The following is a 25151-nucleotide window of genomic DNA, read 5'->3' as shown; positions in this document are numbered from 1 at the left end:
CTGACCCGTTATTCGAATACAGCAGGCACCTTGAACTGCCCGTCTTCGTGGTCCGGTGCGTTTTTCAGCACTTCTTCGCGCGGCAGGGACGGTCTGTTGACGTCCTCGCGCATCACGTTTTTCACGTCTGTAGCGTGGCTGGTCGGCTCGACATTGGATGTATCCAGTTCGTTGAGCTTCGCCGCAAACTCCAAAATCGCGTTCAGGTCTTTTGTGTATTGCAGAGCCTCGTCTTCCGTCAGCTGCAAACGGGCCAGATTGGCAACATGCTCTACTTCTTTGCGAGTGATGGCACTCATCTCTTCCACCTCCGAATCGTATCACATAACTTTGATCTTACTTGAAAACAGCGGGTTCAGTCAATTTTCGCGGGGATTGGACAGGCTATAAACAAAAATTTTTCGATAAAAAATAAAAGAAGCTGACTTTGCAATCAGCTCCTTTTCATTCGCATCCATACTACCTTTTCATGCCAAAAAAGCAAAAGCGGCTACGCCTGCTCCTTGTTGATCGTCGCCAACACTTGCCCCATCAAGAGCGACCGGCCTTTTTCCACACGGTCTGCCCATTCCAGCTGGCTGGACTCCACGAGCAAAATGACCGTTGAACCAAACTCGAACCAGCCCAGCTCGCTGCCTTTTTCGTAATGCGGGGTGCCGATGATTGGTTCGTCCGTTTGTCGGCCGTGCTTGATGTTCGTCGTGGCTGTATTGTACGAGACTTTGACGCTTCCGACGAACAGCGCTCCGACCTTGACCAAAGCCATGCTGCCCAAACCATCTGTTTCGATGTAGGTCACGAGCCGCTCGTTGCGGGCAAACAGTCGCTCCACGTTTTCAATTCCGAGCTGATTGACCGGGTAGAGACGTCCAGGCAAGTAGCTGTACTTCACCAGATTCCCCGCCACTGGCATATGTATGCGGTGATAGTCGCGCGGGCTTAAATAGATTGTAATGAACTTTCCGCCGTAATAACGTTTCGCCTCTTGCTCCGAACCGCCGAGCAGTTCAGTCACTGTGAAATCTTTTCCTTTTGCCTGAATCAGCGTGCCTTCGCAGATGTCGCCGAGCTGGGAAACAGTCCCATCCACCGGGCTTACGACAACATCGTGTCCAGGGGCGATCGGTCTTGCTTCCGGTTTCAGGCGGCGCGTAAAAAATTCCTTGAGAGTCCGGTATTCCGATACGGGCTTTTCTATGATGGAAAAATCGATTTTATAGTGACGGATGTATCGCTGAATGGCTAATCGACTGAAGCGAGAAGCAGTAATTTTTCCCATGGTCCTCGACATCGCGTTTTGCGGCAGGCGATGGATCAGACCGGGCAGCAGCTTTTTGCGCATAAGTGGAACTCCTTAATCATTTTCGATTAGACAGCTAGTGAGAGAATACCCTTACTTTACCACTTCCACTTGCAGCCAGTAAACCCCGCACTATTACCAACGTCTCATCATTTTCTTGGCCTGCCTTGCTATACTATAATATAGGGACAAGCCTACAATCAGGAGACCACAGATATGGCGAAGCTTGATATTACAACACTCATCAGTCAGCACAGCGACATCTTGACCAGTTTGTTTCATCACATGTCGGATATGTTTTTCCTTATGGCTGTGGAAAAAAACGCCGGCGGGGCTTACCAGTTCCGGTATGTCTTGATGAATCCTGCCGCCATGAAAGGATCAGGTCTTACCGAGGATTGCTACGGGAAGCTGATTGAAGAAGTTTACCCGCAGGAAAAGGCTGACTTGCTCAACAGCATGTACAGCCAAACCGTTGAAGGCGCCAGTCCCACTCATTTCACAACGAACGGCCACATGGTCGGTGAATCCATCCTCTCGCCTGTCTTCAACAACGAAGGGCTATGCACACACGTCTTTTCTGTTACCCGCGACATTACCGAACGCAAAAAACTGGAGTGGCAGCTTGAGCACATGGCTTACCACGATATGCTCACAGGCTTGCCTAACAGACGCCTTCTTTACAACAACCTCCAGGAAGCGCTGGAACGCGCCGAGGCGTCTGGAGAGATGGTAGCAGCGCTGTACATCGACTGTGACCATTTTAAACAGATCAACGATACATGGGGTCACGATATTGGCGACGTTTTTTTGCAAATGCTGGCCAAGCGTCTCAAATCGTGCGTTCGCGATCAGGATACCGTCGCCCGCTTGGGGGGAGACGAGTTTGTCGTCATTCTCACAGCCATCGACAGCGAACGTCAGGCCGAAAAAGTGGCGACGCGCATCCTGCGTTCGCTCCAGCAGCCGTGGAGCTACGAGGACAAGACGTTTCACTTTACCTCCAGTATCGGAATTGCTCTTTTCCCTGCCTCTGCGAAAGAAGCGGACCAGTTGCTGAGCAACGCCGACAAGGCTTTGTATAAAGCAAAAGCAACAGGCCGCAACCAGTTCTTTTTCTTCGATCCTGCCGAAGACTAGAGATCGAATGTCCATTCCTTTTGTCTTGGCTGCGCCATCCTTTTTGGCGGGCACTCTCTTGCTCAATTGCTTTATCCAAATAAAGCAATGCTGCGCTGCTCTATCCGTACAAAAACAGGAACACCGCAAGTCCCGAGAACAGCAGGCTGACCAAATACAGGACGACAACCGTTTGCTTGGCTGTCAGGCCAAACGACATCAAGCGATGGTGAACATGTCTCCGATCAGCCTGATACATAGGCGACCCCGCCAACAACCGACTGATCATTACCTGCATCGTATCCATCACAGGCAAGCCGAGTGCCAGAACCGTCACGACCAGCGAAATGAGCGTGGCCCCTTTCATCGTTCCTTCCAGCGATATTACCGCCAGCGCGAAGCCCAGAAACATCGATCCGGCGTCTCCCATGAATATTTTGGCCGGATAAAAATTGAAGCGCAAAAAAGCGAGCGCTGCCCCTGCCAACGCAACGGCCAGCAATGCCGTGACTTCCTGCCCCTTGAACATCGACAAAAAAAACAAGGTGATGGCTGAAAAGGCTGTCGCTCCCGCCGCAAGCCCGTCCACTCCGTCCAAAAAATTTACCATATTGATCAGTCCAACAATCCACAGCACCGTTGCCAACAAAGACAAAAACACAGGGAACGAGACATAAGAACCATCTTCAGCCCCAAGCCAGGTCAGGCTGATCCCGCGAAACCGGATATCGAGCAAAAAGGCGAGGACAGCGACCGCTACTTGAACGAGCAACTTCGGCAGCGCAGGAAAATCTTTTTGCTGCGCTTTGTACATATCGTCCACCCAGCCAATCGCCACCAGCAGAACGCCGCCGACTGCCAAAACTGCCACCGTTTTTTGCGCCCCTGCAAAAAAACTTGTCACCAGCAGCAGTCCGACAAACATCGCCAGCCCGCCAGATAGCGGCATTGGCTTGCTGTGCCCTTTTCTTCCCCTGGGCATGTCCAGCAGCTTTGTTTTCCACGCCAGCCGATACGCAAGCGGCATCAGCAAGTACACGAGAAAAAACGTCGAGAGCCCTGACACAATGTAAGTAAACAGCTACCCTCACCTGCCCGCACATCATTTCTTACCTCTTAGTGTGGACAAAATGAGCGTGAGAAAACTTGGTTTCCTCAATCTTTTTGCGACAAAAAAAGCCGCCCCCGTGTGGAGGCAGCTTTGGTATTGCGTTTTCTTACATTTTTTCGGAAACCATTTTCGCTTGGGTGAAGAGCAACAGGTAGTCTGGTCCGCCCGCTTTAGAGTCAGTACCGGACATGTTGAATCCGCCGAACGGATGCACGCCAACCAAAGCGCCTGTGCACTTACGGTTGAAGTACAGGTTGCCCACGTGGAACTCTTCGCGAGCGCGCTCCAGGTGTGCACGGTTGCGGCTGATTACAGCGCCAGTCAAGCCGTACTCGGTGTTGTTCGCGATTTCCAGAGCATGGTCGAAATCGTTGGCTTTGCAGAATGCTACTACTGGACCAAAGATTTCTTCTTGCATCACGCGAGCTTGCGGATCTACGTCAGCAAATACGGTTGGCTTGATGAAGTAGCCTGTTTCCGGGCCTTTTTCGCCACCCGCAACCAGTTTGCCTTCTGTTTTTCCGATCTCGATGTATTCGAGAATTTTGTTGTAAGCTTTCTCGTCGACAACTGGACCTGTGTAGAACTCGTTTGTTCTTACGTCGCCTACAGTCAGTTGGTTAGTCAGCTCAACTACGCGACCCAGCACTTGATCGTACACGTCTTGGTGAACGATTGCGCGGGAGCAAGCAGAACATTTTTGACCGGAGAAGCCGAATGCGGAAGCTACGATAGATTGTGCAGCCAACTCGATATCGCAGTCGTTGTCTACTACGATGGAGTCTTTACCGCCCATTTCCGCAACCAGACGCTTCATCCATTTTTGACCTGGACGATGTTTCGCAGCCAGTTCGTTGATGCGCAGACCTACGTCGCGGGAACCAGTGAAGCTGATGAAGCGAGTCAGCGTGTGCTCTACGAGGAAGTCGCCGATTTCGCTGCCGGAACCTGGCACGAAGTTCACTACGCCTGCTGGTACGCCAGCGTCTTCGAGGATTTCCATGAATTTCGCTGCGATTACTGGTGTAGTGGAAGCAGGTTTCAGTACAACTGTGTTACCAGCTACGAGAGCTGCAGTTGTCATACCAGCCATGATCGCCAGAGGGAAGTTCCATGGCGGGATTACTACGCCAACACCGAGTGGAATGTAGTACAGTTCGTTGTCTTCATCCGGGATGCGTGGCAGGTCATGGCGTTGGGACAGCTTATCCATTTGACGGCCGTAGTATTCCATGAAGTCGATTGCTTCTGCTGTGTCAGCGTCAGCTTCTGCCCAGCTTTTACCTGCTTCTTTTACCAGCCAAGCGGAGAACTCATGCTTGCGGCGACGCAGGATTGCTGCTGCTTTATAGAGGTAACGGGAACGCGCACCGGCAGGAACCTTTTTCCATGTTTCGAAAGTGCTGGCTGCTGTTTGGATCGCTTTTTCAGCCAGCGCCTGGTCTGCCTGGGACACAACGCCCACGACTTGTTCTTTATTGGAAGGGTTGAAGGAGCTGGATTTTTTCTCGGTTGTGATGCGCTCTCCACCAATGATGAGAGGGTACTCGCGGCCAAGCTCGCTTTCTACTTTGGCGAGTGCTTCTTCAAATGCCTTTTTATTTTCTGGCAGGCCAAAATTAGTAAACGCCTCGTTTTTGAATTCAACTTGCATTTGGTGACGCCTCCTTATCGTTTTCTTCCTAAGATCACTTATAAAACATATGCAAGGATCATACCAACTACTACTGAGAAGCCCGACCCCGATAGTGTTTGCATTTTTCCGCGAAAAACAACAGCCAACTTCAGAAAACGGGACCTTACACTTTTGTTCACACTTTGTTCAACCGTATACACTTGTGTGCAATCTCCTCTGGCTTCTGCACAAAAACCCCGATCCACACCTGGAGAGGTGCACATCGGGGTCGCTTCCTGCTATTGGCTACTGTCTACTGGCGATACAGATGCATGTACGGTTCGCCAGATGTCGGTCGAATATAAATGGCCAGCGGCTTGTTCATCGATTGGACGTACAAGTTGACGTGGACGCTTTTGTCGAACAACTGATTGATGCTTCCGGCTGCGTACTGCGTGAACTGCAAAACTTCTGTCCGCGAGTCATACTCCGCCGTCGCCGTAATCGTCAGCTCCGTCAGTCTGCCGTCCATGAATCGGCCAACGCCTGTCATGCCGACATACTCTCCGAAATACGCCTGTGCTTGCCTCATCAGCTTATCGTACTGCAACGACTGCTGCGGATATTTTTTCTCTACATCCGCGCTCGGGAACAGGAAAAACTCCTCTTCAATCGGCTGCCACTTCGATACGGCCGATTCGCTCGCTCCCACTGTACCCGACATGATGAAATGCCCTGGCACAAGCGAAGAGTTCGCTTCGGGAACCTGATACAGCAAAATCAGCATCGGCACATTCGGAGTGCTCACCCGCAGCGTCGCGACGATACTGGCGGCAAGCTGCTGCCCTTTTGCTTGCAGCTCCTGCTGTGTGTACACCATTTCCTTGCCAGTTGCATCCTGGTAGTTCGGCGATACAGACAAGCCGAGCACCATGCCTGCCAATTGCTTGTCTTTTTTGTTCAAGTAATCATGCTCCAGGACGTGAACCAAAATGCCGTTTTTCTGCTGGCCTTTCGTTCCACTCGCCTTTTCCTGGGCAATCCACTGCGTCACCTGTTCTTTTTTGACGACTTGACCTTCCTGAAAATAATACTGGGAGGTCGGAAACGTATCGCGGGCAAACTCCATCAAGCCAAGCTCCAGATGGCTGAAATCGATGCGGTATCGCGCACTGCTCAGCATGCCGCGCGTCTGGTTAGGCTTGTATGGAGTGATGCTGCCATAGTAATCCTCAGATACTTCCACTACTTCAGACAAGGACGGCGCGGTAGGCTCAGGCGACTTGTCCTTGCCCCCTGGCAGCAACGAACAACCAGAGACGGCAATCGCAAGCAAAAACGCGGCTGCGTACCTGCATCCTGTCAAAAACTTCGCTTTCATACGCTACTCCTTTTGTCCTGAAAAAAATGGGATCAGTTCCATTTGGTCCAGCGATTGCCGTTGAGCTTGTAAATCAACGCCGATTCGCCAATCCCTACCCATTTTGTATCGCCACCACCCGAGGCAATGACGATCAATTTTTCCGGCGAGCGAGCTTCGAGCAGATGCCACTCACCATCGTTTTTTTCATAGACACCTTTTTCGGTTGCGACAGCGAGAACGCCAGTATTTCTGTTGAGGGATAGCGAGTAAATCTGTTCTGCATCCGGAATCGCCTCTGTCTTCCACTGCCCTTCCTCATTATAGAGCAAGCTGAACTGTGCCGCTACATAGAGACGGTTCTCATTCGAGTCAAAATCCATGGCATATACTTCCTGATCCATCGGCTGCCAGAGCGTCCATGTATCGCCTTTGTCTGTGGATTGGTAGATGCCCTCGCCTGTTACAAACGCGAACAGACGAACTTTTTCCCCTTGGCGAACCCCAGTAAAGCTGCGGATATTTGCAGGCTCAGGCAAGCCTTTGCTGGAAGAAGTCCAGCTTTTCCCGCCATCTGCGGTGCGTAGGACTCCTTCACTGCCACCGACGTACATGTGGTGGGCGTCGCTCGGATCGACAAACCAGCCTACGACATCAATCTGCGCCAGCTCTGGCGACAGCAATCCCCACAAGGAACCCCCTGCGGAGCTGTACAGTCCGGCATGTGTGCCTACCCATACTTGTGCAGCGTCTGACGTCATCGCCAGATTATGAATGGTTTCTCCCTTTTCCAAAACATCCTGATAGGTCAAGTCACCCTTCAGAGCAGATGCAATAACCGAAGAGGTGGCGGGCTTCTCCTGAACGACGCCGCCATCGCTACAGCCGCTCAAGATCAGCATCGTCATTGCTCCAATTCCCCATCGCCTAAAGCCATTCATGCTCTTCACGTCCCTTCCCTTGCTCATCTGTCTGTCGCCACCGTTTTCTTTACGGTGTTGCTGTTTGAAGAACTTCCAGGAATCCGGCTTCATCCATAACAGCCACACCCAATTTTTCTGCTTTCTCCAGCTTGGAGCCAGCTTTTTCTCCTGCAATTACCAGATCGGTTTTCTTGCTGACGCTGCTCGTTACTTTGCCACCCAATCGGGCAATCGCTTCCTCTGCTTCCTGGCGGGACATTTGGGTCAATGTTCCGGTCAGGACAATCGTTTTTCCGGAGAACGGCAAGTCGGCGCCACTCTCGACGCGAATGCCTTTGTACTCCATGTTCACTCCCGCTGCCTTCAATCTTTCGATGACAGCTTGTGCTTGCGGTTGAGCGAAATAGTTGATGAGACTCGCAGCCATTTTCGGGCCGATCTCGTTAATTTGCGTCAGTTCTTCTTCTGTCGCCTGCATGATGGCATCGATATGGCCAAAATGCTCGGCAAGCACCTTCGCCGCCTTTGCTCCGACCAGGCGGATGCCTAACCCGAACAGGACGCGTTCCAGCGAGTTTTCCTTGCTCGCTTCGATCGCTGCCAGCAAATTGTCTACCGACTTTTCGCCCATGCGCTCCATCCCCAGCAGCACATCGCGCTGCTGGTGCAAATAATACAGGTCAGCGACGCTGTGAATGATGTCGTCGCGGTACAGCTGAGCCACCACTTTTTCGCCCAGCCCGTCAATGTTCATCGCTGTGCGGGAAACAAAGTGGATCATGCCTTCACGGATCAATGCCGGACACATCGGGTTGATACAGCGCAAGGCCACTTCTTCCTCCAAGCGCACCAGCTCGCTGCCACACTCCGGACAATGCGTCGGCATGGCAAAAGGCACTTCGCTGCCCGTTCTGCGCTCCGGCAGCACCGCTATAATTTCCGGGATGATATCGCCTGCCTTTTTGACGACGACATGATCGCCAATCAGCAAGCCTTTTTCCCGGATGATGTCTTCGTTGTGCAAAGAAGCACGCTTTACTGTCGTGCCCGCCAAACTGACTGGCTTCAAAAGGGCCGTCGGTGTCACGCTTCCCGTTCTGCCTACGGACACTTCGATGCCTTCAAGCACCGTGACCGCTTCTTCCGCCGGAAACTTGTACGCGACCGCCCAGCGCGGGCTTTTTGCCGTAAAGCCCAGCTCTTCCTGCTGCGAATAGCTGTCCACTTTAATGACCATGCCGTCGATTTCATATGGCAAGGTCGGGCGCTTTTCTGTCCAGTTTTCAATGAAGGCGAGCAGCTCCTCGACGTCTTCGAATACGCGGCGCTCTTTGTTCACCTTGAAGCCTAGAGATTCGAGCAGGTCAAGCCCTTCGCTGTGGGACTCGACTGTCTCGCCCTGCAAGTCGCCAATCCCGTAAATAAAAGTGTCGAGCTGACGGGATGCAGCGATTTTCGGATCGAGCTGCCGAAGCGAGCCGGCTGCCGAGTTGCGCGGATTGGCAAACAGCGCTTCCCCGCGCTCTTCCCGCTCCCGGTTCAGCTTGTCGAAAGCAGCTTTTGGCATGTACGCCTCGCCTCGCACCTCCAAGGTCAGCGGCTTGGTCAGCTTGAGCGGAATCGAGCGGATCGTCTTCAAGTTTTGGGTGATGTCCTCGCCTGTGCTCCCGTCTCCACGAGTCGCTCCGCGCACAAACATACCGTTTTCGTAGTGCAAGGACACAGCAAGCCCATCGATTTTCAGCTCAGCCACATAGCGAACGGCCTGGCTCCCCACGGCCTGGCGGACACGGCGGTCAAAATCTCTGATGTCTGCTTCCCCAAAAGCGTTGCCAAGACTGAGCATCGGCGTCTTGTGTACGACTTTTTCAAAGAATGGCAAAGGCTCCCCCCCAACGCGCTGGGTGGGAGAATCCGGAGAAGCCAGTTCTGGAAACTGGTTTTCCAGTTCGGTAAGCTCCCGCATCAATTGATCGTATTCCTGATCGGAAATCTCAGGTCGATCCTGTTCATAGTAAAGACGGTTGTGCCGCTCAATTCGTTTCACCAATTCTTTGATTTTTGTTTCCGCCGTCAATCGATCCATCTCGTTCATCCTTTACTTTAGCGATAGTCTGCGCATTAGCATTACGCCCGCTGTATCGGCGCGAATTTCGCGAGCAGCTTCTTGATGCCAGTCGGGCTAGGGAATGCGATATCAAGCTCCATATCGTCACCCGCTCCTTTTACTTTCACGACAGTACCCATGCCCCACGTGCCGTGCTGCACCCTGTCTCCGACTTTCCAATCCACTCCTGCTCCCTGACCGTGTCCAGGCAGCTTGTCGCCAGCCTGCAACCCTGGACGAGTGAACGTTGCCGAGCCTCCTGTCGATCGTTGCGCCATTCCTGGCTTGGCGGAACCGAAGCCCCCGCCTGCTTGCGGGGAGGTCGAGCCGAACGATCTTGCCCCCATCTCGCGCTGACCAAATGCTCCGCCGCGGCCACCACCGCCAAAGCTTCGCTCTGCTGCGGCAGGGTTGCCTTCCAACAGCTCGGGCGGAATTTCCTGCAAAAATCGCGACGGCGCACTGACGTTGGTTCGTCCAAACAGCGTCCGCATCCGCGCGCACGTCATGTACAGGCGCTCTTCTGCCCGGGTAATGCCTACGTACGCCAGACGACGCTCTTCTTCCATCTCGGTGTCGTCAAAAAGGGAGCGGCTGTGCGGGAACACGCCTTCCTCCAGTCCGACGAGAAACACTACCGGAAACTCCAGCCCTTTGGCGCTATGCAGCGTCATCAGCACAACTTGCCCGTCTGCGGCTACTACCTCTTCTTCCCCATCTTCGCCAAGCGAATCAATATCAGCGACAAGCGCCAAATCGGTCAAAAAGGCGAGCAGACTCTTGTCTTCATTTTTGCGCTCGAACTCCTGCGTAACAGACAGAAACTCCTCGATGTTCTCCAGACGCGCCTGCGCTTCCAGCGTCTTGTCTTCTTTCAGCGATTCACGATAGCCGGATCGCTTCAATACTTCCTCTACCAGCTCGGTCACGCTCAAATAGTCCGTCATCTGCATCAAATTGGTAATCAGATCGTTAAACGACAAAATCGCATTCGTCGTGCGGGACGGCAGGCCCATGTAAGCCGTCTCCTGAATGGCCTGGTACAGCGACTGGCCGTTGGCATTGGCGTACGCTTGCAGCTTGTCGACGGTTGTGTCACCGATGTTGCGCTTCGGCACATTGATAATGCGCTGCAAGCTGATATCGTCGTCCGGATTGGAAATCAGGCGCAAGTAGGCGAGAATGTCCTTGATCTCTTTGCGATCGTAGAACTTCGTGCCGCCGACGATGGTGTACGGAATGTTCGATTTGATGAACACATCCTCGACCACACGGGACTGGGCATTGGTCCGGTACAGAACGGCAAACTTGTCGTAGCGCTTGTACTTCGCCATCTGCTTGCGAATCGTATCGACGATAAAATACGCCTCGTCATGCTCGGAATCACCCTGGAAGCACATGATTTTTTCTCCGCCGGGATTTTCCGTCCACAGTTTCTTTTCCTTGCGCAGCTTGTTGTTGGCGATGACCTGGTTCGCTGCTTGCAGGATCGTCTTGGTCGAGCGATAGTTTTGCTCCAGCTTGATCAGCTTTGCTTCCGGGTAGTCTTTTTCAAAGTTCAGGATGATGGAGATGTCCGCTCCCCGCCACTTGTAAATACTTTGGTCGGCATCCCCCACGCAGCAGACGTTGCGGAACTTGTCGGCCAGCATGGAAATCAAAAGATACTGGGCGCGGTTCGTATCCTGATACTCGTCGACGTGTATGTAGCGGAATTTTTTCTGGTAAAATTCCAGCACTTCCGGCACTTCCTTGAACAGGCGAACCGTCGTCATGATCAAGTCGTCGAAGTCCAGCGACTGGTTGCTTTTCAGCTTTTTCTGGTACGCCTCGTACACCTTGGCAGCCACCTGGGAAAACGGATCGCCCGCCAGTCTGGCAAAAGTCGCCGGGTCTGTCAGTTCGTTCTTCGCTCCGCTGATGGCAGCCAGGATGGACCGCGGCTCATATTGCTTCGGATCGATGTTCAGTTCCTTCAGGCACTGCTTGACGACAGACAACTGGTCGCCAGCGTCGAGAATGCTGAAGCTGCGGTTGATGCCAAGCCGGTCAATATCCCTGCGCAAAATTCGCACGCACAAGGAGTGAAACGTCGAAAGCCACGTATCCTGAGCCGCTGCACCGCCAATGATCGCCGCTACGCGGTTCTGCATCTCGCGCGCAGCCTTGTTGGTGAACGTAATCGCGAGAATGCTCCATGGCGCAACTTGCTTCACGCTGATGAGATAAGCAATCCGCTGTGTCAGCACCTTGGTCTTGCCGCTACCCGCTCCGGCCAGAATCAGGACAGGACCTTCCGTGGTAAGTACGGCTTCCCGCTGTTCCGGATTCAAGCCTGACGTAATTCGTTCTACTGAAGACATATGTATAAATCCACCTTTCCACGTTCCTATACGAGTGCATATGTTCCTATTTTCGCACAGATTGCACCTGAGTTCCAGTTCGTATACGGGAGAGGAAAGATCATCCTTTTGGCAAAAGCGGCTCGTACATGAGATAGGCGCGATTTTCCGTCAGCCACTGCTGTTCCAGCCACTCCCCGTCCTGGGCATACACATTGCGCCACAGTTGGTTGCTCCGCTCGTATCCGCCCCAGATCGAAGGGGTGATGGCATGCTCTTTCTCAATCATTTCATACCTTCGTGTCGGCGGCATGTCAGCTCTCCATTCCCCCACCAGATGCGTGTCCGTCAGCCAGACACAAAGCTGGAAAGTTTGGCTCGTCCGGTTTTCAATCTGCAAATCGAGGTAGTTGTAAAAGCAAGTGGCGCCGCTTCCGAACGGCTGGGTTCTGTTCGCGTCGGGAAACACATCGTAGCTGTGGCGATGGCGTTCGGTCACGGTCAAAGGCGTGTGCAGTGTCATCCAGTACAGCAAGTTGGATAGCTGGCACAAACCGCCGCCAATCCCGGCTGTGACGCGACCATGCGAGAGCAGCATCCCCTCTACGTAGCCTTTTCTTTTTGTCGGCTTGCCAATCAGCTTCCAGTAGGAAAAAGTTTCGCCCGGCCGAATGATCACTCCGTGCAAACAGGCGGTCGCGAGGCGCAAATTTTTCACCTTGTTGTGCTGCATCCACATTTCGACATGCTGCAATTGGCGCAACAAAATAGTCTGATGGGAAAAATGGACATAAGGAAGCGGCTGGCTGCTTTTTTCCCGCGCCAATCTCGTTCGCCCAAACAGCCACTGCGCATGCCTCATGCCGCGATAATAGGCAACTCCTGCGGCAAGCCGCCACTTTCCCCGGAGAATCGGCTTCATTTTCGCGCCTCCTTTCCTTCCTGATTTATACAAATAGACGAGGTGAGCAATCAGATAGTTGCGCTGGGAGCGAGCCTCTTACATTTTTGTAAGCAGAGCGTAATGCAAATCTCTTTCTCCCTTCCTCGCTGTGCGTTAGGATGAAGAGACGTCTGATTGGACATAAATCTAGGTACAAAGGAAGTGATCATTTTGACAGCGCTCACTCCTACCGGGACACAGAGGATCGACACACTGGATACTGTACGCGGCTTCGCTTTGCTCGGAATCATCCTGGTCAACATTTTGCCGCTGCTTGACGTAAAGACTCCAACCCCTGGCAGCTTGGACGCCTGGCTGTTTCAGTTTTTCAATTTTGCTGTAGAATCGCGCTTTTTCGTGATTTTTTCGTTTCTGTTCGGAGTAGGCTTCCATCTGTTTGTCAGCCGGGCGAAAGCAAAAGGCGCCAACAGTACGGTTCTGTTTGTCCGCCGTCTGCTTGCGCTTCTGGCCTTCGGTTTTGTCCACAAAATGTTCCATCCGGGCGAAGCCTTGTTTATTTACGCGATCTTCGGCTTTATGCTCATGCCTTTTTACCGCTTGAAGGCGAGAACAAACCTGATTGTCGGGCTGATCCTCGCCATGTTCGTTTGCTCCACGGGCTTCAAGCCGATGCTGGTGCTGCCGCTGTTCATTCTCGGTTTGTCTGTCGGGCAATTCGGGGTATTCCAGGACATTCCCCGCTTTCTGCCTGCGATCAAAAAGGTTCAAGGCATCGCTTTCGTCCTTATGCTGGTCGGTCTGTACGCCCAGTATCATTTCCTTCCGGCTGACCCGTTTATGACAGCCAACATGATCGTTGTGGACGACATGTCCGAGGAACAATTGCTTGCGCTCACGTACTACACGATCGCCTTGACTTCGACCGGCTTTGTCATGTCAGCTTTTTACGTGACGACGCTAATCCGGCTTTTGCAGCACAGCGGTGTCCAAAAAGCATTGGCTCCGCTCACCAGCTACGGACGGATGGCCCTCACCAACTACGTGGGGCAAACGGTGCTGATCTTGGTCGGCGGCTACCTGTTCGGCTGGTATGGTACGCTCACCTACTGGCAGTCCACGCTCTTTTGCCTCGGGATTTATGTCGGGCAAATGGCTTTCAGCATGCTGTGGCTGTCCGCCTTCCGCATGGGCCCGCTTGAGTGGATATGGCGCGTGTTCACTTATTTGCAAGTCACGCCGCTTCGCAAAGACAGCAACGGGAAACGCTCTTTAGCTTGATGTTCGATGACCGCTGCCTGCCAAAACAAAAAAGCGTAAAGAAACATCGCGTTTCTTTACACTCCTGTCAAAAGCGAATGTGTGGAGCAGGCCCCTTGCCGAAGGAGAGACGTTTGTTTACGCCTCCTGCAAGGATTTGGCCCGCTCCCGTTCGCTTTTTCTTTGTCGATAGGCGCGAAGCCACGACCAGCCTACGATGAAGAATGGAACCAACACGAGCATAATCAACAGGATGCCGTCCCAAAACTGCCACGAAGCGACGGAAGCGTGACGCATCTCATCGGCGATCTTCGCAATAAAATCAATCGCCATGCGCAGCTGGTACTGGACAAAAAACCAGATCGCCCAGACGGAACCGATCAAATACACCCAACTGTACCAACGGATGACCTGTTTTTCATGCAAGGAGACATACTCCCATTCCTCTTGCTCTTCCTGCGTCAACGACCGGATTTTGCTTTTCAGAAAAAGTCGCGTATTCATCAGCAGATTGGCGCAGCGAAAACGGGTGGCGAGCATGTAGTACACATCCGTTTGCATGAACACCATGAACTGAAACGCCAGCGCCATGAGCAAAATCACGTTAACCATGCGGATAAATGCCTGGATAAAAGGCAAGAGACTCACCCAGCCAGCGTCATGGGCGAAAAGCAGGATCACGCCGATCCCCCAAAATGTCGCGTCCCACGCCATTCCGGCCACAAACGCTTTGTAACGACGCCCCGGCTCTACCAGAACGATATTGGACATGTTCGTCTCCGCTACGGCAAAGACAAGCCGATGCCCCAGCCCGATGCGACTGCCGATGGAAAGCGACCGCGCTGCCAGCAAATGCGCCAGCTCATGAAAGAACAAAAACATCCAGATCGTCACAAACGAAGCCAGCACAGAAACGGTTACGGAAGTAGAGACAAAAATGTCGGAGTAGACCGGAATGTACTTGCCTGTGAAGGCGCACAGCAACACCCCGACCAAAAATACACAACCATACAGGCAAAAGGCCACACGGTTAAAGAAAAACTGTCCCGTCGCTTCCTTGATCCACGAAAAGTGGTCGACAACAGCAACCGGCTCGTTCACCACCTCGCCGTCTACCGTATGGACAAACTGGTAGGAAGCTGCGAGATCGTTGGCAAAGTCAAGCACGTCCACAGGCTCGCCCAGCCGTTCTTCCATGATCGTAGCGACTTCGTTTACGGTTTTGCCTTCATCAAGCAAATCGATGATTTCCACGCCAATAACCGGGAGTACAATAAAATTGCTGATATCGGTTCGCCCGATCAGCATCTCCTCTTCGTTTTCCGCCCGGCGCGCAAGCGGATGCATTTTGAGGACACTGTCGCCTGTCATCTTCACGCCAAAATCCCCTCCCTCTCTTCCGGATCAATGCCTCACATTCACGTACACTTCGTTTGCCCTGACCTGAAAAATCGGCTCCTCGCCGTTGCCTTTTCCGCAAGTCGGGCACGCTTGCTCGTTGCGCTCCCATTCGACGAACACTTTCTTTTCCAATGTGTTGAAATCAAACAACAGCAGTTTTCCTGCCGATTGCACAGGCGCGATTCCCGTCAAAAACCGGACGGCATCCGAAGCCATCATGGCGGTAATCATCATCGTATTCGGCGCGATCGTAGCAGTAGGCGGCCTGAACTCGGTGTTGAGCAAGTTTTCAATCAGCCGTACGTAATCTTCCACCTGTTCGGAGCGGTGCAAATGCATGCAGTCCAGGCATCCCGTTTTCCCTGGATCGACCAAGAAAAACTGCCCTTCGATCAAATTAAAGCCCCCGGCAATATACGGGATGCCCAGATTGACGCAAGCCCGGTTCACCCATCTTGGCAAGACGAAAAATGGCTGATCGGCTGCCAGTACGACGAGATCGCTCCCGGCGATGACCTGCTCCACATCTGCACTGGACCCGATTTGCATCGTCTCGGTTTCGATTGCCACCCCTGAATGCAGTCTGGCGATGAAATCCCGCGCTGCCTCCACTTTCAGACGGCCGACATCTGCCTCATTGAACAACATCTGGCGGTTCAGGTTGTTCAGCTCTACCCTGTCAAAATCAACAAGTTTGATCTGCTCGATTCCCACTCCGACCAGATTGGCGAGCACCGTTGAGCCGAAAGCGCCCATGCCGAGGATGGTCACTTTTTTTCCGCTCAGTTGCTCCTGTACATAACTCGGACTTTGTTCCAGGTTGGTAAACAGCGAGAAAAAGCGGATGTTCGCCTTGTATCGCTCTTTTTGCGCCAGCGTCAGGCCAGAAGCTTCCTCCGCCGCCTGGTCCATAATAAAGCCCAGGCCTCCGAGGTCTTCTACTGCTTCCGCTATCTCCTCGCGAGTAAGCTCAGGATATTCGCCAAGCAAAGCGCTATGTATATCTTCAATCGTGCGCGTTCCGTCCATCAGCTTGACCATCTTGCGTATCGCTTTGTTCTCGTCATCCAGCTCGACGGAATACCCGGGAGCATCTCCCATGCGAATCGTCTGTTCTGTCACTTCATAGACAGGATGCACCGGTTTGAACAAAGGTCGACGTACCATATAAAAACACCTCCGGGATAAGCGCGCTTAATTAAGTAAGATGAAAAAAGGGAATAGCCCGAGTGCTATCCCCCCAATGCATTGTGATTAAGCTGCTACTGCAGTTGTGCGAACGCTCTCTACCTTTTTCGCTTGGATTTTCATAATTCAGTTCCTCCTCTCTATGTAAGAAAATACCGACAATTAGATTATATTTTGAAGAGTTAGAAAAATCTATAAATTTTTTCAAAAAAAATCTATAAATGGTATTTTTATACTTGGTGCTAAAGAGAAAAATAGTTGAATTTTACCATTTTTAAAACCAGCTTTCAAAATCAACCTATGTTCTCTCTAAGAATAAAAAGCGCACGTATCAGGCCGCACTGCCCTAAGATACTTGCGCTTTTCGTGGAGCTTTTTCCATCTTTTATTTAACTTTGTAGCGAAGTCCCATATCGATAGCTTTACGAGCGTAATATTCCCATTCTTTCGATCCGGTATAAGATACCTCAAAACCTGCTGCAGTTAATGCCGACACACTGAAAGCTCCTGTTGCACTTGCAGAATTTGTGCTCTTATACGTAATGGTTGCACTGCCACTCACTTCGATTTCTTGAGTAGGGAATTTATCAGAAGTTGAGATTGCGACAATATCTTTATCTTCCAAAGTAGCAGAGTTGGAATTTGTGATCTTCATATTTTTGCTTTCAATCGAATTAATTTGTCTAAAGGAACCAGACGTATAGACTTTCAGCTTCGCGGATAATTCTGTATTTACCGGACCATCTTTTTTGTCTTTTTTAACAGTTACGGTCGTATATTCTCCAGAGGCAAGAGCGTTAATCCCTTTACCAATCACGGCAGGTAAAACTTCTTCGATAGTCTCCGAATATGTAGCTGTTACCTCACCACTTCTCTTGTCAATTATTTCGACGGTTGCCGTGTCCTCTGTTTCGCTACGGACCATTTCCACATCAGGAGTAAGTTGAATCTCCACAGTAGTCAATTTTAGCGGAACTTCCTGGATGCTTTCTGCCGCATGGGTCATTGACAATCCAGAGGCAGACAATAATACCGCCCCACATAGTACACTTGCGAACAACGACTTAATACCAAAGATTTTCACAAAACAACACTATCCCAGAATTTTACTATTTTTTAATTATATAGTATAATCCGCAATGTGATGAGTCAATGAATTTTCGCTATTAATAACAAAAATGTAAAAGGGTGACTTTTTATGGAAAAAATTGATTTTACGGAACTTCATCAATATTTCAATGACTTTTCAGCGAGTATCCGAGAGTCAGGAGACAAGACCAGCAGTTCGCTACTTGAAGTAAAGGGAGAACTTGCTGCTTTGAATGGAACGTTAACGACGACCAATTATCTGTTAATGGGAGTGTTGATTTTACAAGCATTTCTCATCGTTTTTATTTTATTGAAAAACAAAAACATGAAATAATAGTAAAAAGCACCTCCTTTGTTTTGCGTACAAAAATAAAAAACCACTACCAGGCTAAGTCAGGGAGATCCCCGCTTTTTACCAAGTAGTGGTTTCCTCATTCATTTACAATTCACCCCATCTAAACAGTTGGGGTGGTCGCTCTATTTACGCTTTTACAGCCCCAACCGTAGCCAAAGCAGCCTGCAAGTCATCGTAAATTACGTTGCCAACGACGACTGTATCGGCGATTGCCGCCATTTCAGCGGCTTGCTGCGGGGTGCGGATGCCGCCGCCGTAGAAGACGTGCGCTTCGTCGGCCCCTGCCTTGCAAGCTTTGACGATGGAAGGATCGCCGTATGTACCGCTGTACTCCAGATAGACGATGGGCAAGCGGCAGATTTTGGTCGCGACTTGCGCATACGCTTTGGCTTCTGCTGCGTCTGTGATCGGCAGGGCAGAAGTCAGCTCGGCGACGCCGGCTTGCGGATTGGCGATCAGGTAGCCTTCCGTAATAATCTCATCCCAATGAATGTAGGCTCCGTACGTTTTGAGTCCCGAAACGTGCGGGGCGAACATCCAGTTTGGATCGCCTGCATTCAGCACGAGCGGGATCAGATAGGAATCGAATCCGGGAACAACCGCATCGAGCGACGAAATTTCCAGCACGGCCGGTACTGCGTAGCGGCGAATGCGGGACATCAGCTCAAGCGTATTGTCAAAAGTCACCCCATACGTGCCTCCAACGATAATCGCATCCGTGCCTGACTCGCAGATCAACTCCAGCGAATCGTCATCGATTGTTTTATCCGGGTCCAGTTTAAACGTATGGCGCCAACTGCGATAGTCAATCAACGTTGCCTGCCTCCTAGTTATTTTCCGATGCGCTCCAGCGCCATCTCGTATCCGTCGTTGCCGTAGTTCAGGCAACGCTTCACACGGGAAATAGTTGCTGTGCTGGCCCCTGTCTCAGCTTCAATCTGATTGTAGGTAAAGCCTTTTCTGAGCATGCGCGCCACTTCCAGGCGCTGCGCGAGCGACTGCATTTCGTTTACGGTGCACAGATCGTCAAAAAATTGATAGCATTCTTCCATGGTTTCCAGAGACAGAACCGCTTCAAACAGCTGCTCGATCCCTTTTCCCTTCAGTTTTTCCAGTTGCATTTTCGTCACCCCGTTATGGTATCCGTCTTCCGAACGGTTTCTCACTGTACAATTTTTAAGCACTAAAGCCCTACAATTAATCTTAGAAGAAACCGCCTTCATCCGCAAGCCCCAATCCCTAGTGGAACTTCAAGGATTGCGACAGACCCGGGGTATTCGGAAGAATTTCCACCCATGTATTTCCTGGCAAAAGCGGCGCTTCTTCCGTCAAAGCCGCATCCTCGTAGGCGCGAATCACGCCGTTGCTGCGCTTCCACTTGATTTTGCGCGCCTTGCCCTGCTGGAACAAATAACCGTCTCCAGGGCCGATCACATCGACCTGTCGGCGACCTTCGCTGTCCAATACACGATGCTTGGTCGAAATAACCAGCAAATTGGTCGCGGAGAGCTGCTTGTTGTCGCTCAAATCGACGTGCGGTTTGCCAGCTGTGAACCGCATGTACTTCTTCTGCTCGGCATCGTATGTAAAAGCAGCCTTGTTCAGCGCGTGAAAAGTCAGATCAATTTGCGTCGCAGGCTCGCCTTCCTTGATCTCGGCGTCATCCGCCAAGAAAGTGAAATGCGGCACTTCTGCGGTTGTCCGCATTTTTTTGTCTGCCATAGCCTGCTCGATCAGCTCTGGCTTGGTGTAAAGGTTATGCGGCATTTTGCGGAAGCTCTCCCGCCAGAAATAGCGCCCGTTCGGGATTTCATCCAGATGGCTGTAGTCGGACCGCGCCAATGTCTCCAGCGCCTCCTGACTGCCGCCAGCATGGACAAGCACAGCGTCGAAGCCGATGCCCAATTGAATGAAATAAGGGCGAATGCTGCGCACTGGCCCGACGACCTCCGGCTTTTGACTCTGGTATACCGTCAGAAAACGCGTCATCTCGCCTTCTGCCAGCACTTCGTAAATAATGTCCGCCTTGTTCAGTCCCGTCTGTGGCCGGGCTGGCGGCGCGTTGTTCACCATGACCATGACCGGGCGCTTGCTGTCCAGTCGTTCCTGGCTGCCAAGTCCCGTCAACGGCGCTTTATACGGGTACTGGATCGGTTGATTCGTCTCCGGTGGATTTTGCACGATAGGAGCGGTCGGCTGTTCTGGAGCCGGTGTCGGCTGTGTGTCAACCGGCTGCGGGCTGCACGCCGTAACGAATAGCAGCAGGGATAGTAGCATGAGTGACGTCTTCGTATGTCGTTTCACAAAATCGCTCCTTTCCATCTGTTGATGCCTTTTTTTCCCTACTTCTTTTTCGTGAGAGCGGAGGGGATTCCTGCTTCCACACGTTTTCCACGATTCTCATACGGACATGCCACACATCGCGTTTTTGGCTATGCTACAATAATGGAAAACAGATGCAAAGCGAGGGCGAAACCATGAATACCCCCTACCTTGTCTATCTGGTGGACGATGAAACCAACCTCCTGGATTTGCTGCAATCGTACTTGCAAAGCGCCGGATTGCAGGTCAAGGCGTTTTCCAGCGGTGCCGAAGTGCTGCCGTTGCTAGATGAAGAAACACAGCCGCATCTATGGATTTTGGACATCATGATGCCAGATATCGACGGCTACGAGCTGCTGCGACTCATTCGGGAAAAATCGAATGTACCGATCATTTTCATTTCCGCCCGCGACCAAGATGTCGATAAAATCATTGGACTGGAGCTGGGCAGCGACGATTATCTCGCCAAGCCGTTTTTGCCCCGCGAGCTGGTCATCCGCGCGAAAAAGCTTTTGCAGCGCACGTATGAAAAGCCTGGTGCTGCCGCAGCTTCCGCGCAAACTTTCCAGGATTGGGTAACGGTTGGCCCTTATATGATCTCAGAAAAAGGCCGGCAAGTAAAAGAAGGAGACGAATTGATCGATCTGACGACCAAAGAATTTGAGCTGATCATCTACCTTTTGCACAATCAGGGGCTGGCTCTGAACCGCGAGCAAATCCTGACCTCCATCTGGGGCGAGGACTACATCGGCTCCGACCGCGCTGTAGATGATCTCGTGAAGCGCATCCGCAAAAAGATGGCGAAATTCCCGCTGGAAACCGTCTATGGCTTCGGTTACCGGATGACGCGCATATGAGCAAATTTCGCCTGAAAAACTTGCCGCTCTCCCGGCAAATTCTCATTTTGTTCATGCTGCTGACAAGCGTGCTGGGCGTCGGCCTCGGGATCGGCTATCCTTTGGCGGTCAAGCAATACCTCGTTTCCAATACGTACGCCTTGCTGGAGGACGAGTTCAACACGCTGTCCAAGCATATTTCCTTCAATGAAGACAACGAACTGCTGCCTGTTCCGGCTGCAGCCCCTTACTTTTTGCAACTGCTCCTCTCCCGCTACGAATACTCGTTTGACATGATCGTCTACGCAGAAAACGGGCGGGAGCTGGGCAGCCGCAGCAGCAGTGGGCGGATTCCGTATGAGGAAGCGCGCGAATTGTTTATCAAGGCAGCCGCGCATCCGAACGACCAGTTGCAGCACGGCACGTTGAGTCGCGGCGACGAAAACTACCTGTTCGTCAGCAAGCGCATGGACTACCACGGCTTTCCTTACTACATGGTGCTGTTCTCCAAGGAACAGGAGCTGAATCAGATCAATGCGATTCTCACCCGCCAGTTTTTGCTCGTGTTCAGCCTGCTTCTGCTCGTTAGCTGGCTGCTCGCCGTCTGGTTCAGCGGCTACTTGAGCAAACCGCTGCGCAGCCTGGACGAGCTGTGCAACAAGATTGCCCGCCGCCAGTTTGACATTCCGCTCGTGATGGACCGCGGAGACGAGATCGGCCAGTTGGCCCGCTCTTTTGACACGATGAAAAATCAATTGAAGGAATACGACGAATCGCAACGTCATTTTGTGCAAAACATCTCCCATGAGCTGAAAACGCCGATTATGGCGATCCAGGGCTACACCCAGGGCTTGATTGAAGGGGTCTTTCAGGGGCCGCAAGCGGAAAAAGGGCTGGCGATCATCATGGAAGAGAGCAAGCGGCTGGAAAAGGTCGTCGGACAACTGCTCTATTTGACCAAGATTGAATCTGTGGCGCAAATGATGCAGGTGGGACAAGTCGATCTGTCGGAAATGATGCACCTGCTGCGGCAACGGCTTGCCGTCCTGAATCCGCAAGTCGAATGGGAAGTCAATGTACCGTCTGATTTGATTGTGGAAGGCGACGGCGAGCAATTGAGCACGGCGTTCGTCAACATCATGGAAAACCAGCTCCGCTATGCGAAAAACCGTCTGACCATTACCGGACGCCAGCTGGGGCAAAACGTAGTGATCAGCATTTCCAATGATGGTCCACCCATCGAAGAATCGCTGCTCCCTCATCTGTTCCAGCGCTTCCGCAAAGGCAAATCCGGCAAGCACGGCCTCGGACTGGCTATCGCCCGCGCCGTTTTTGAAGCGCACAAAGGGACGATTATCGCTCGCAATGATGCAGGCGGACCGTGCTTCACCATGACTGTTCCCGTTTCGTTCAAAGGCTGACTACTTCCACGTCAACAAGAGCGGCTTGCCCGATCCTCACGATCGCGGTCGAGCCGTTCCTTTTCACTTCGTTTACCAGGCAAATTCAAATTCAAATTCAATAAAGGCGTAGCGGGACACCGTCTCGTAGCCCAGCTTTTCATAGACGCGAATCGCAGCGGGATTATCGGCAAACACCATCAAGTAGACGTTTGGCGACTTTTCCAGCCCCATTCGGCTAATGTCTGAGGCGATCTGTGTTCCCAAGCCTTTTTTCCGATGCTTTTCGCTGGTGCCGATGTTCCCGATCTCCACAAAAGCATCGTCGTAGACGTGAAAGCCAGCCAAAGCCATTGGCTCGTCCTGTTCGGAAAAAAGCGCGATATGCGGCATTTCTTCCACTTCCTCGGCACGAAAGCTGATCATGCCAACCTGCCCGGCCAGCGCGACAGCAAGCTGCCCCTCTGAAGGAGCAAGCAAACGGGAACCTCCCGGCGCAAGCAGCCTGTCAGGCGCGACCAGCTTCATTAGCTGCAACGTCCTTTGCGCCCGGATGCCGGGAATTTTCACCCGCTCAAAAGCCGCTTGCGGCAAGCCAAACACGCCCGTCTGTCCTTCCGGCATATCGACAGACGGCTGCTGGCGAAAATAGTTCAGCATGTCAGTCGCATCGTACTCCCCCTCTGCGGCCAAAAGCTGCAAGGAAAAAGCATGGAAGGGCATTCCCTGCAAGTAAGCGCCAACTGCCCGCACCTCACCATCCCCCACGTCCGCTGCAAACACGCTGCGCTCCGGGCGAAGATGCACATTTCCATAAAAAATATACGATTGCTCCAAGGCAATTGGCGTAAGCGAACTTATTTGTTCATATTTCAGCGGCAAAATCACTGCGAAAACACCCCTTCTTTCGATTCCCTATTGACGTTCTAACGCCTGGCGGTTACCATGATAAAAATTTCTCTTATAAAGATCATACAGGAGGAGAGAATTGTGGCTTTTTATTACACAGAACCATCTCGGACGTTTAACGAGTTTTTGCTGCTTCCGAATCTCACCACGAAAGAATGCACACCAAACAATGTGGACTTATCCACTCCGATTACCAAGTTTAAAAAAGGTGAAAAGCCAGCTATTACACTCAACATACCGTTCTCATCCGCAGTCATGCAAGCAGTTTCCGACCATCATATGGCGGTCGCATTGGCTAGATGTGGCGGTATTTCCTTTATTTTTGGCTCCCAATCGATCGAAAGCCAAGCGACCATGGTTCGCAAAGCGAAAAACCACAAGGCAGGCTTCGTTGTCAGCCGCTCCAATCTGACGCCAGAACATACATTAAAAGATATTTTGGCGCTGAAAGAACAGACAGGCCACTCCACCGTTGCGGTTACCGAAGATGGCTCCGCCAAAGGCAAGCTGCTCGGAATCGTCACCGGACGCGACTACCGTGTCAGCCGCGACTCGCAGGACAAGCTTGTGCGCGATATCATGACGCCGTTCTCCTCCCTGATCTACGGCAAATCCGGAATCACGCTGTCGGAAGCAAACGACCTGATCTGGGAGCACAAGCTCAACTGCCTCCCAATCGTGGATGAAAACCAAAACCTGGACTTCCTCGTATTCCGCAAAGACTACGATTCCCGCAAAAACAACCCGCTGTCGCTGCTCGATGCCAACAAAAGCTATATCGTAGGCGCGGGTATCAACACCAAAGACTATCAGGAGCGCGTTCCTGCGCTGGTAGAAGCGGGCGTTGACATTCTCGTCATCGACTCTTCGGACGGCTTCAGCGAATGGCAGCGCGATACTGTGCAATTTGTAAAAGAAAACTTCAACGTGCCAATCGGCGCCGGAAACGTTGTCGACAAGGAAGGTTTCCGCTACCTCGTCGAAGCAGGCGCAGACTTCGTCAAAGTAGGGATTGGCGGCGGCTCCATCTGCATCACGCGCGAGCAAAAAGGAATCGGGCGCGGCCAGGCTTCTGCTGTAATCGAAGTAGCGGCAGCCCGCGATGAATACTTCAAGGAAACAGGCATTTACGTACCGATCTGCTCGGACGGCGGCATCGTGCACGACTACCATATGACACTTGCTCTGGCAATGGGCGCAGACTTTGTCATGCTGGGCCGTTACTTCGCCCGCTTCGACGAAAGCCCGACCAAAAAAGTGAAAATCGGCAACAACTTCGTAAAAGAGTATTGGGGAGAAGGCTCCAACCGCGCACGCAACTGGCAGCGTTATGACACGGGCGGCAAAAGCGCGCTCGTGTTCGAGGAAGGCGTAGATTCGTACGTTCCTTACGCGGGAAGCCTGCGTGAAAACATGGACCGCACCCTGAGCAAAATCAAGTCGACCATGTGCAACTGCGGCTCCCTCTCCATCCCTGAGCTGCAACAAAAAGCGCGCATCACGCTCATTTCCGCTACCAGCCTGGTCGAAGGCGGAGCGCATGACGTCATTTTGAAAGAAAGCACAATGGCGGCTGAGTAACAGCATTGCAGTCAAAGCAGAAAAACGACGCG

At 52.0% G+C, this 25151-nt stretch carries 22 protein-coding genes; 6 read left to right on the top strand and 16 right to left on the bottom strand.

Annotated features, from left to right (window positions below; translation table 11 throughout):
* Window positions 1-8: 8 nt before the first annotated feature.
* Both gatC and asd read right to left on the bottom strand, forming a co-directional pair.
* Window positions 9-299: an Asp-tRNA(Asn)/Glu-tRNA(Gln) amidotransferase subunit GatC gene (gatC, locus tag NST23_RS03680; protein WP_122965529.1), complete on the bottom strand. Its 291-nt coding sequence runs from the start codon at window positions 297-299 to the stop codon at window positions 9-11.
* Window positions 300-490: 191 nt separating this feature from the next.
* Window positions 491-1342, bottom strand: a complete 852-nt coding sequence (gene asd, locus NST23_RS03675) for an archaetidylserine decarboxylase (RefSeq protein WP_340963123.1) — start codon at window positions 1340-1342, stop codon at window positions 491-493.
* Between the two features lie 174 nt (window positions 1343-1516).
* Between asd and NST23_RS03670 the strand changes: the two genes are divergently transcribed.
* Window positions 1517-2440 (top strand): sensor domain-containing diguanylate cyclase, encoded by a 924-nt coding sequence (locus NST23_RS03670; protein ID WP_122965534.1) that lies wholly within the window; start codon window positions 1517-1519, stop codon window positions 2438-2440.
* A gap of 100 nt (window positions 2441-2540) precedes the next feature.
* Here the strand turns inward: NST23_RS03670 and NST23_RS03665 are convergent, their stop codons facing one another.
* From NST23_RS03665 to NST23_RS03635, 7 genes are all read right to left on the bottom strand, one after another.
* Window positions 2541-3485, bottom strand: a complete 945-nt coding sequence (locus NST23_RS03665; RefSeq protein WP_229049814.1) for an MraY family glycosyltransferase — start codon at window positions 3483-3485, stop codon at window positions 2541-2543.
* 151 nt (window positions 3486-3636) lie between these two features.
* A complete protein-coding gene (gene pruA, locus NST23_RS03660) occupies window positions 3637-5184 on the bottom strand; it encodes an L-glutamate gamma-semialdehyde dehydrogenase (protein WP_122965535.1) in 1548 nt (515 codons plus the stop codon).
* 274 nt (window positions 5185-5458) lie between these two features.
* A complete protein-coding gene (locus NST23_RS03655) occupies window positions 5459-6526 on the bottom strand; it encodes a CamS family sex pheromone protein (protein WP_122965536.1) in 1068 nt (355 codons plus the stop codon).
* A gap of 32 nt (window positions 6527-6558) precedes the next feature.
* Complete coding sequence (locus NST23_RS03650; RefSeq protein ID WP_233454105.1) at window positions 6559-7413, bottom strand: WD40/YVTN/BNR-like repeat-containing protein; 855 nt, start codon at window positions 7411-7413, stop codon at window positions 6559-6561.
* 82 nt (window positions 7414-7495) lie between these two features.
* Window positions 7496-9514, bottom strand: coding sequence for an NAD-dependent DNA ligase LigA (gene ligA / locus NST23_RS03645; protein WP_122965537.1), 2019 nt, complete (start codon window positions 9512-9514; stop codon window positions 7496-7498).
* A 41-nt stretch (window positions 9515-9555) separates the two neighbouring features.
* Entirely contained in the window at window positions 9556-11898 is a 2343-nt protein-coding gene (gene pcrA / locus NST23_RS03640) for a DNA helicase PcrA (protein WP_173597854.1), read from the bottom strand.
* 100 nt (window positions 11899-11998) lie between these two features.
* Window positions 11999-12799, bottom strand: coding sequence for a VanW family protein (locus tag NST23_RS03635; protein WP_340963122.1), 801 nt, complete (start codon window positions 12797-12799; stop codon window positions 11999-12001).
* A 162-nt stretch (window positions 12800-12961) separates the two neighbouring features.
* Between NST23_RS03635 and NST23_RS03630 the strand changes: the two genes are divergently transcribed.
* A complete protein-coding gene (locus NST23_RS03630; protein WP_274875351.1) occupies window positions 12962-14059 on the top strand; it encodes a DUF418 domain-containing protein in 1098 nt (365 codons plus the stop codon).
* A 117-nt stretch (window positions 14060-14176) separates the two neighbouring features.
* Here NST23_RS03630 and NST23_RS03625 read toward each other — a convergent pair whose 3' ends face one another.
* The 3 genes from NST23_RS03625 to NST23_RS03615 all read right to left on the bottom strand — a co-directional run bounded on the left by NST23_RS03625 (window position 14177) and on the right by NST23_RS03615 (window position 17711).
* Complete coding sequence (locus NST23_RS03625; RefSeq protein WP_340963120.1) at window positions 14177-15415, bottom strand: PqqD family protein; 1239 nt, start codon at window positions 15413-15415, stop codon at window positions 14177-14179.
* A gap of 27 nt (window positions 15416-15442) precedes the next feature.
* Window positions 15443-16606 carry a HesA/MoeB/ThiF family protein gene (locus NST23_RS03620; RefSeq protein WP_340963117.1) on the bottom strand — a complete coding sequence of 388 codons (1164 nt, stop codon included), beginning with the start codon at window positions 16604-16606 and terminating at the stop codon, window positions 15443-15445.
* 406 nt (window positions 16607-17012) lie between these two features.
* On the bottom strand, window positions 17013-17711 hold the full coding sequence (locus NST23_RS03615; RefSeq protein WP_287102815.1) for a hypothetical protein: 699 nt from the start codon (window positions 17709-17711) through the stop codon (window positions 17013-17015).
* A gap of 114 nt (window positions 17712-17825) precedes the next feature.
* On the opposite strand from NST23_RS03615, the gene NST23_RS03610 reads away from it, so the two are divergent.
* Window positions 17826-18050: a hypothetical protein gene (locus NST23_RS03610; RefSeq protein WP_340963114.1), complete on the top strand. Its 225-nt coding sequence runs from the start codon at window positions 17826-17828 to the stop codon at window positions 18048-18050.
* 147 nt (window positions 18051-18197) lie between these two features.
* Here the strand turns inward: NST23_RS03610 and NST23_RS03605 are convergent, their stop codons facing one another.
* The 3 genes from NST23_RS03605 to NST23_RS03595 all read right to left on the bottom strand — a co-directional run bounded on the left by NST23_RS03605 (window position 18198) and on the right by NST23_RS03595 (window position 20375).
* On the bottom strand, window positions 18198-18884 hold the full coding sequence (locus tag NST23_RS03605; RefSeq protein ID WP_287103257.1) for a heptaprenylglyceryl phosphate synthase: 687 nt from the start codon (window positions 18882-18884) through the stop codon (window positions 18198-18200).
* A gap of 17 nt (window positions 18885-18901) precedes the next feature.
* Entirely contained in the window at window positions 18902-19192 is a 291-nt protein-coding gene (locus NST23_RS03600; RefSeq protein WP_063229546.1) for a YerC/YecD family TrpR-related protein, read from the bottom strand.
* 118 nt (window positions 19193-19310) lie between these two features.
* Window positions 19311-20375, bottom strand: coding sequence for a DUF3048 domain-containing protein (locus tag NST23_RS03595; protein WP_173597850.1), 1065 nt, complete (start codon window positions 20373-20375; stop codon window positions 19311-19313).
* Window positions 20376-20548: 173 nt separating this feature from the next.
* Between NST23_RS03595 and NST23_RS03590 the strand changes: the two genes are divergently transcribed.
* Complete coding sequence (locus tag NST23_RS03590) at window positions 20549-21250, top strand: response regulator transcription factor (RefSeq protein ID WP_122965622.1); 702 nt, start codon at window positions 20549-20551, stop codon at window positions 21248-21250.
* Window positions 21247-22650, top strand: coding sequence for a sensor histidine kinase (locus tag NST23_RS03585; RefSeq protein WP_122965545.1), 1404 nt, complete (start codon window positions 21247-21249; stop codon window positions 22648-22650). Before NST23_RS03590 ends, NST23_RS03585 begins: the two co-directional genes overlap by 4 nt.
* Before the next feature lie 72 nt (window positions 22651-22722).
* Here NST23_RS03585 and NST23_RS03580 read toward each other — a convergent pair whose 3' ends face one another.
* Window positions 22723-23517 (bottom strand): GNAT family N-acetyltransferase, encoded by a 795-nt coding sequence (locus NST23_RS03580; protein WP_340963112.1) that lies wholly within the window; start codon window positions 23515-23517, stop codon window positions 22723-22725.
* Between the two features lie 102 nt (window positions 23518-23619).
* Between NST23_RS03580 and NST23_RS03575 the strand changes: the two genes are divergently transcribed.
* Entirely contained in the window at window positions 23620-25119 is a 1500-nt protein-coding gene (locus NST23_RS03575) for an IMP dehydrogenase (RefSeq protein WP_063229548.1), read from the top strand.
* The last annotated feature ends 32 nt before the right edge of the window (window positions 25120-25151 follow it).

The sequence above is a fragment of the Brevibacillus sp. FSL K6-0770 genome (assembly GCF_038000275.1).
In the GTDB taxonomy this organism is placed as follows: Bacteria; Bacillota; Bacilli; order Brevibacillales; family Brevibacillaceae; genus Brevibacillus; species Brevibacillus parabrevis.
The sequence above is the reverse complement of the archived record's forward strand: the minus strand, read 5'-3'. Positions and strand labels throughout refer to the sequence as shown.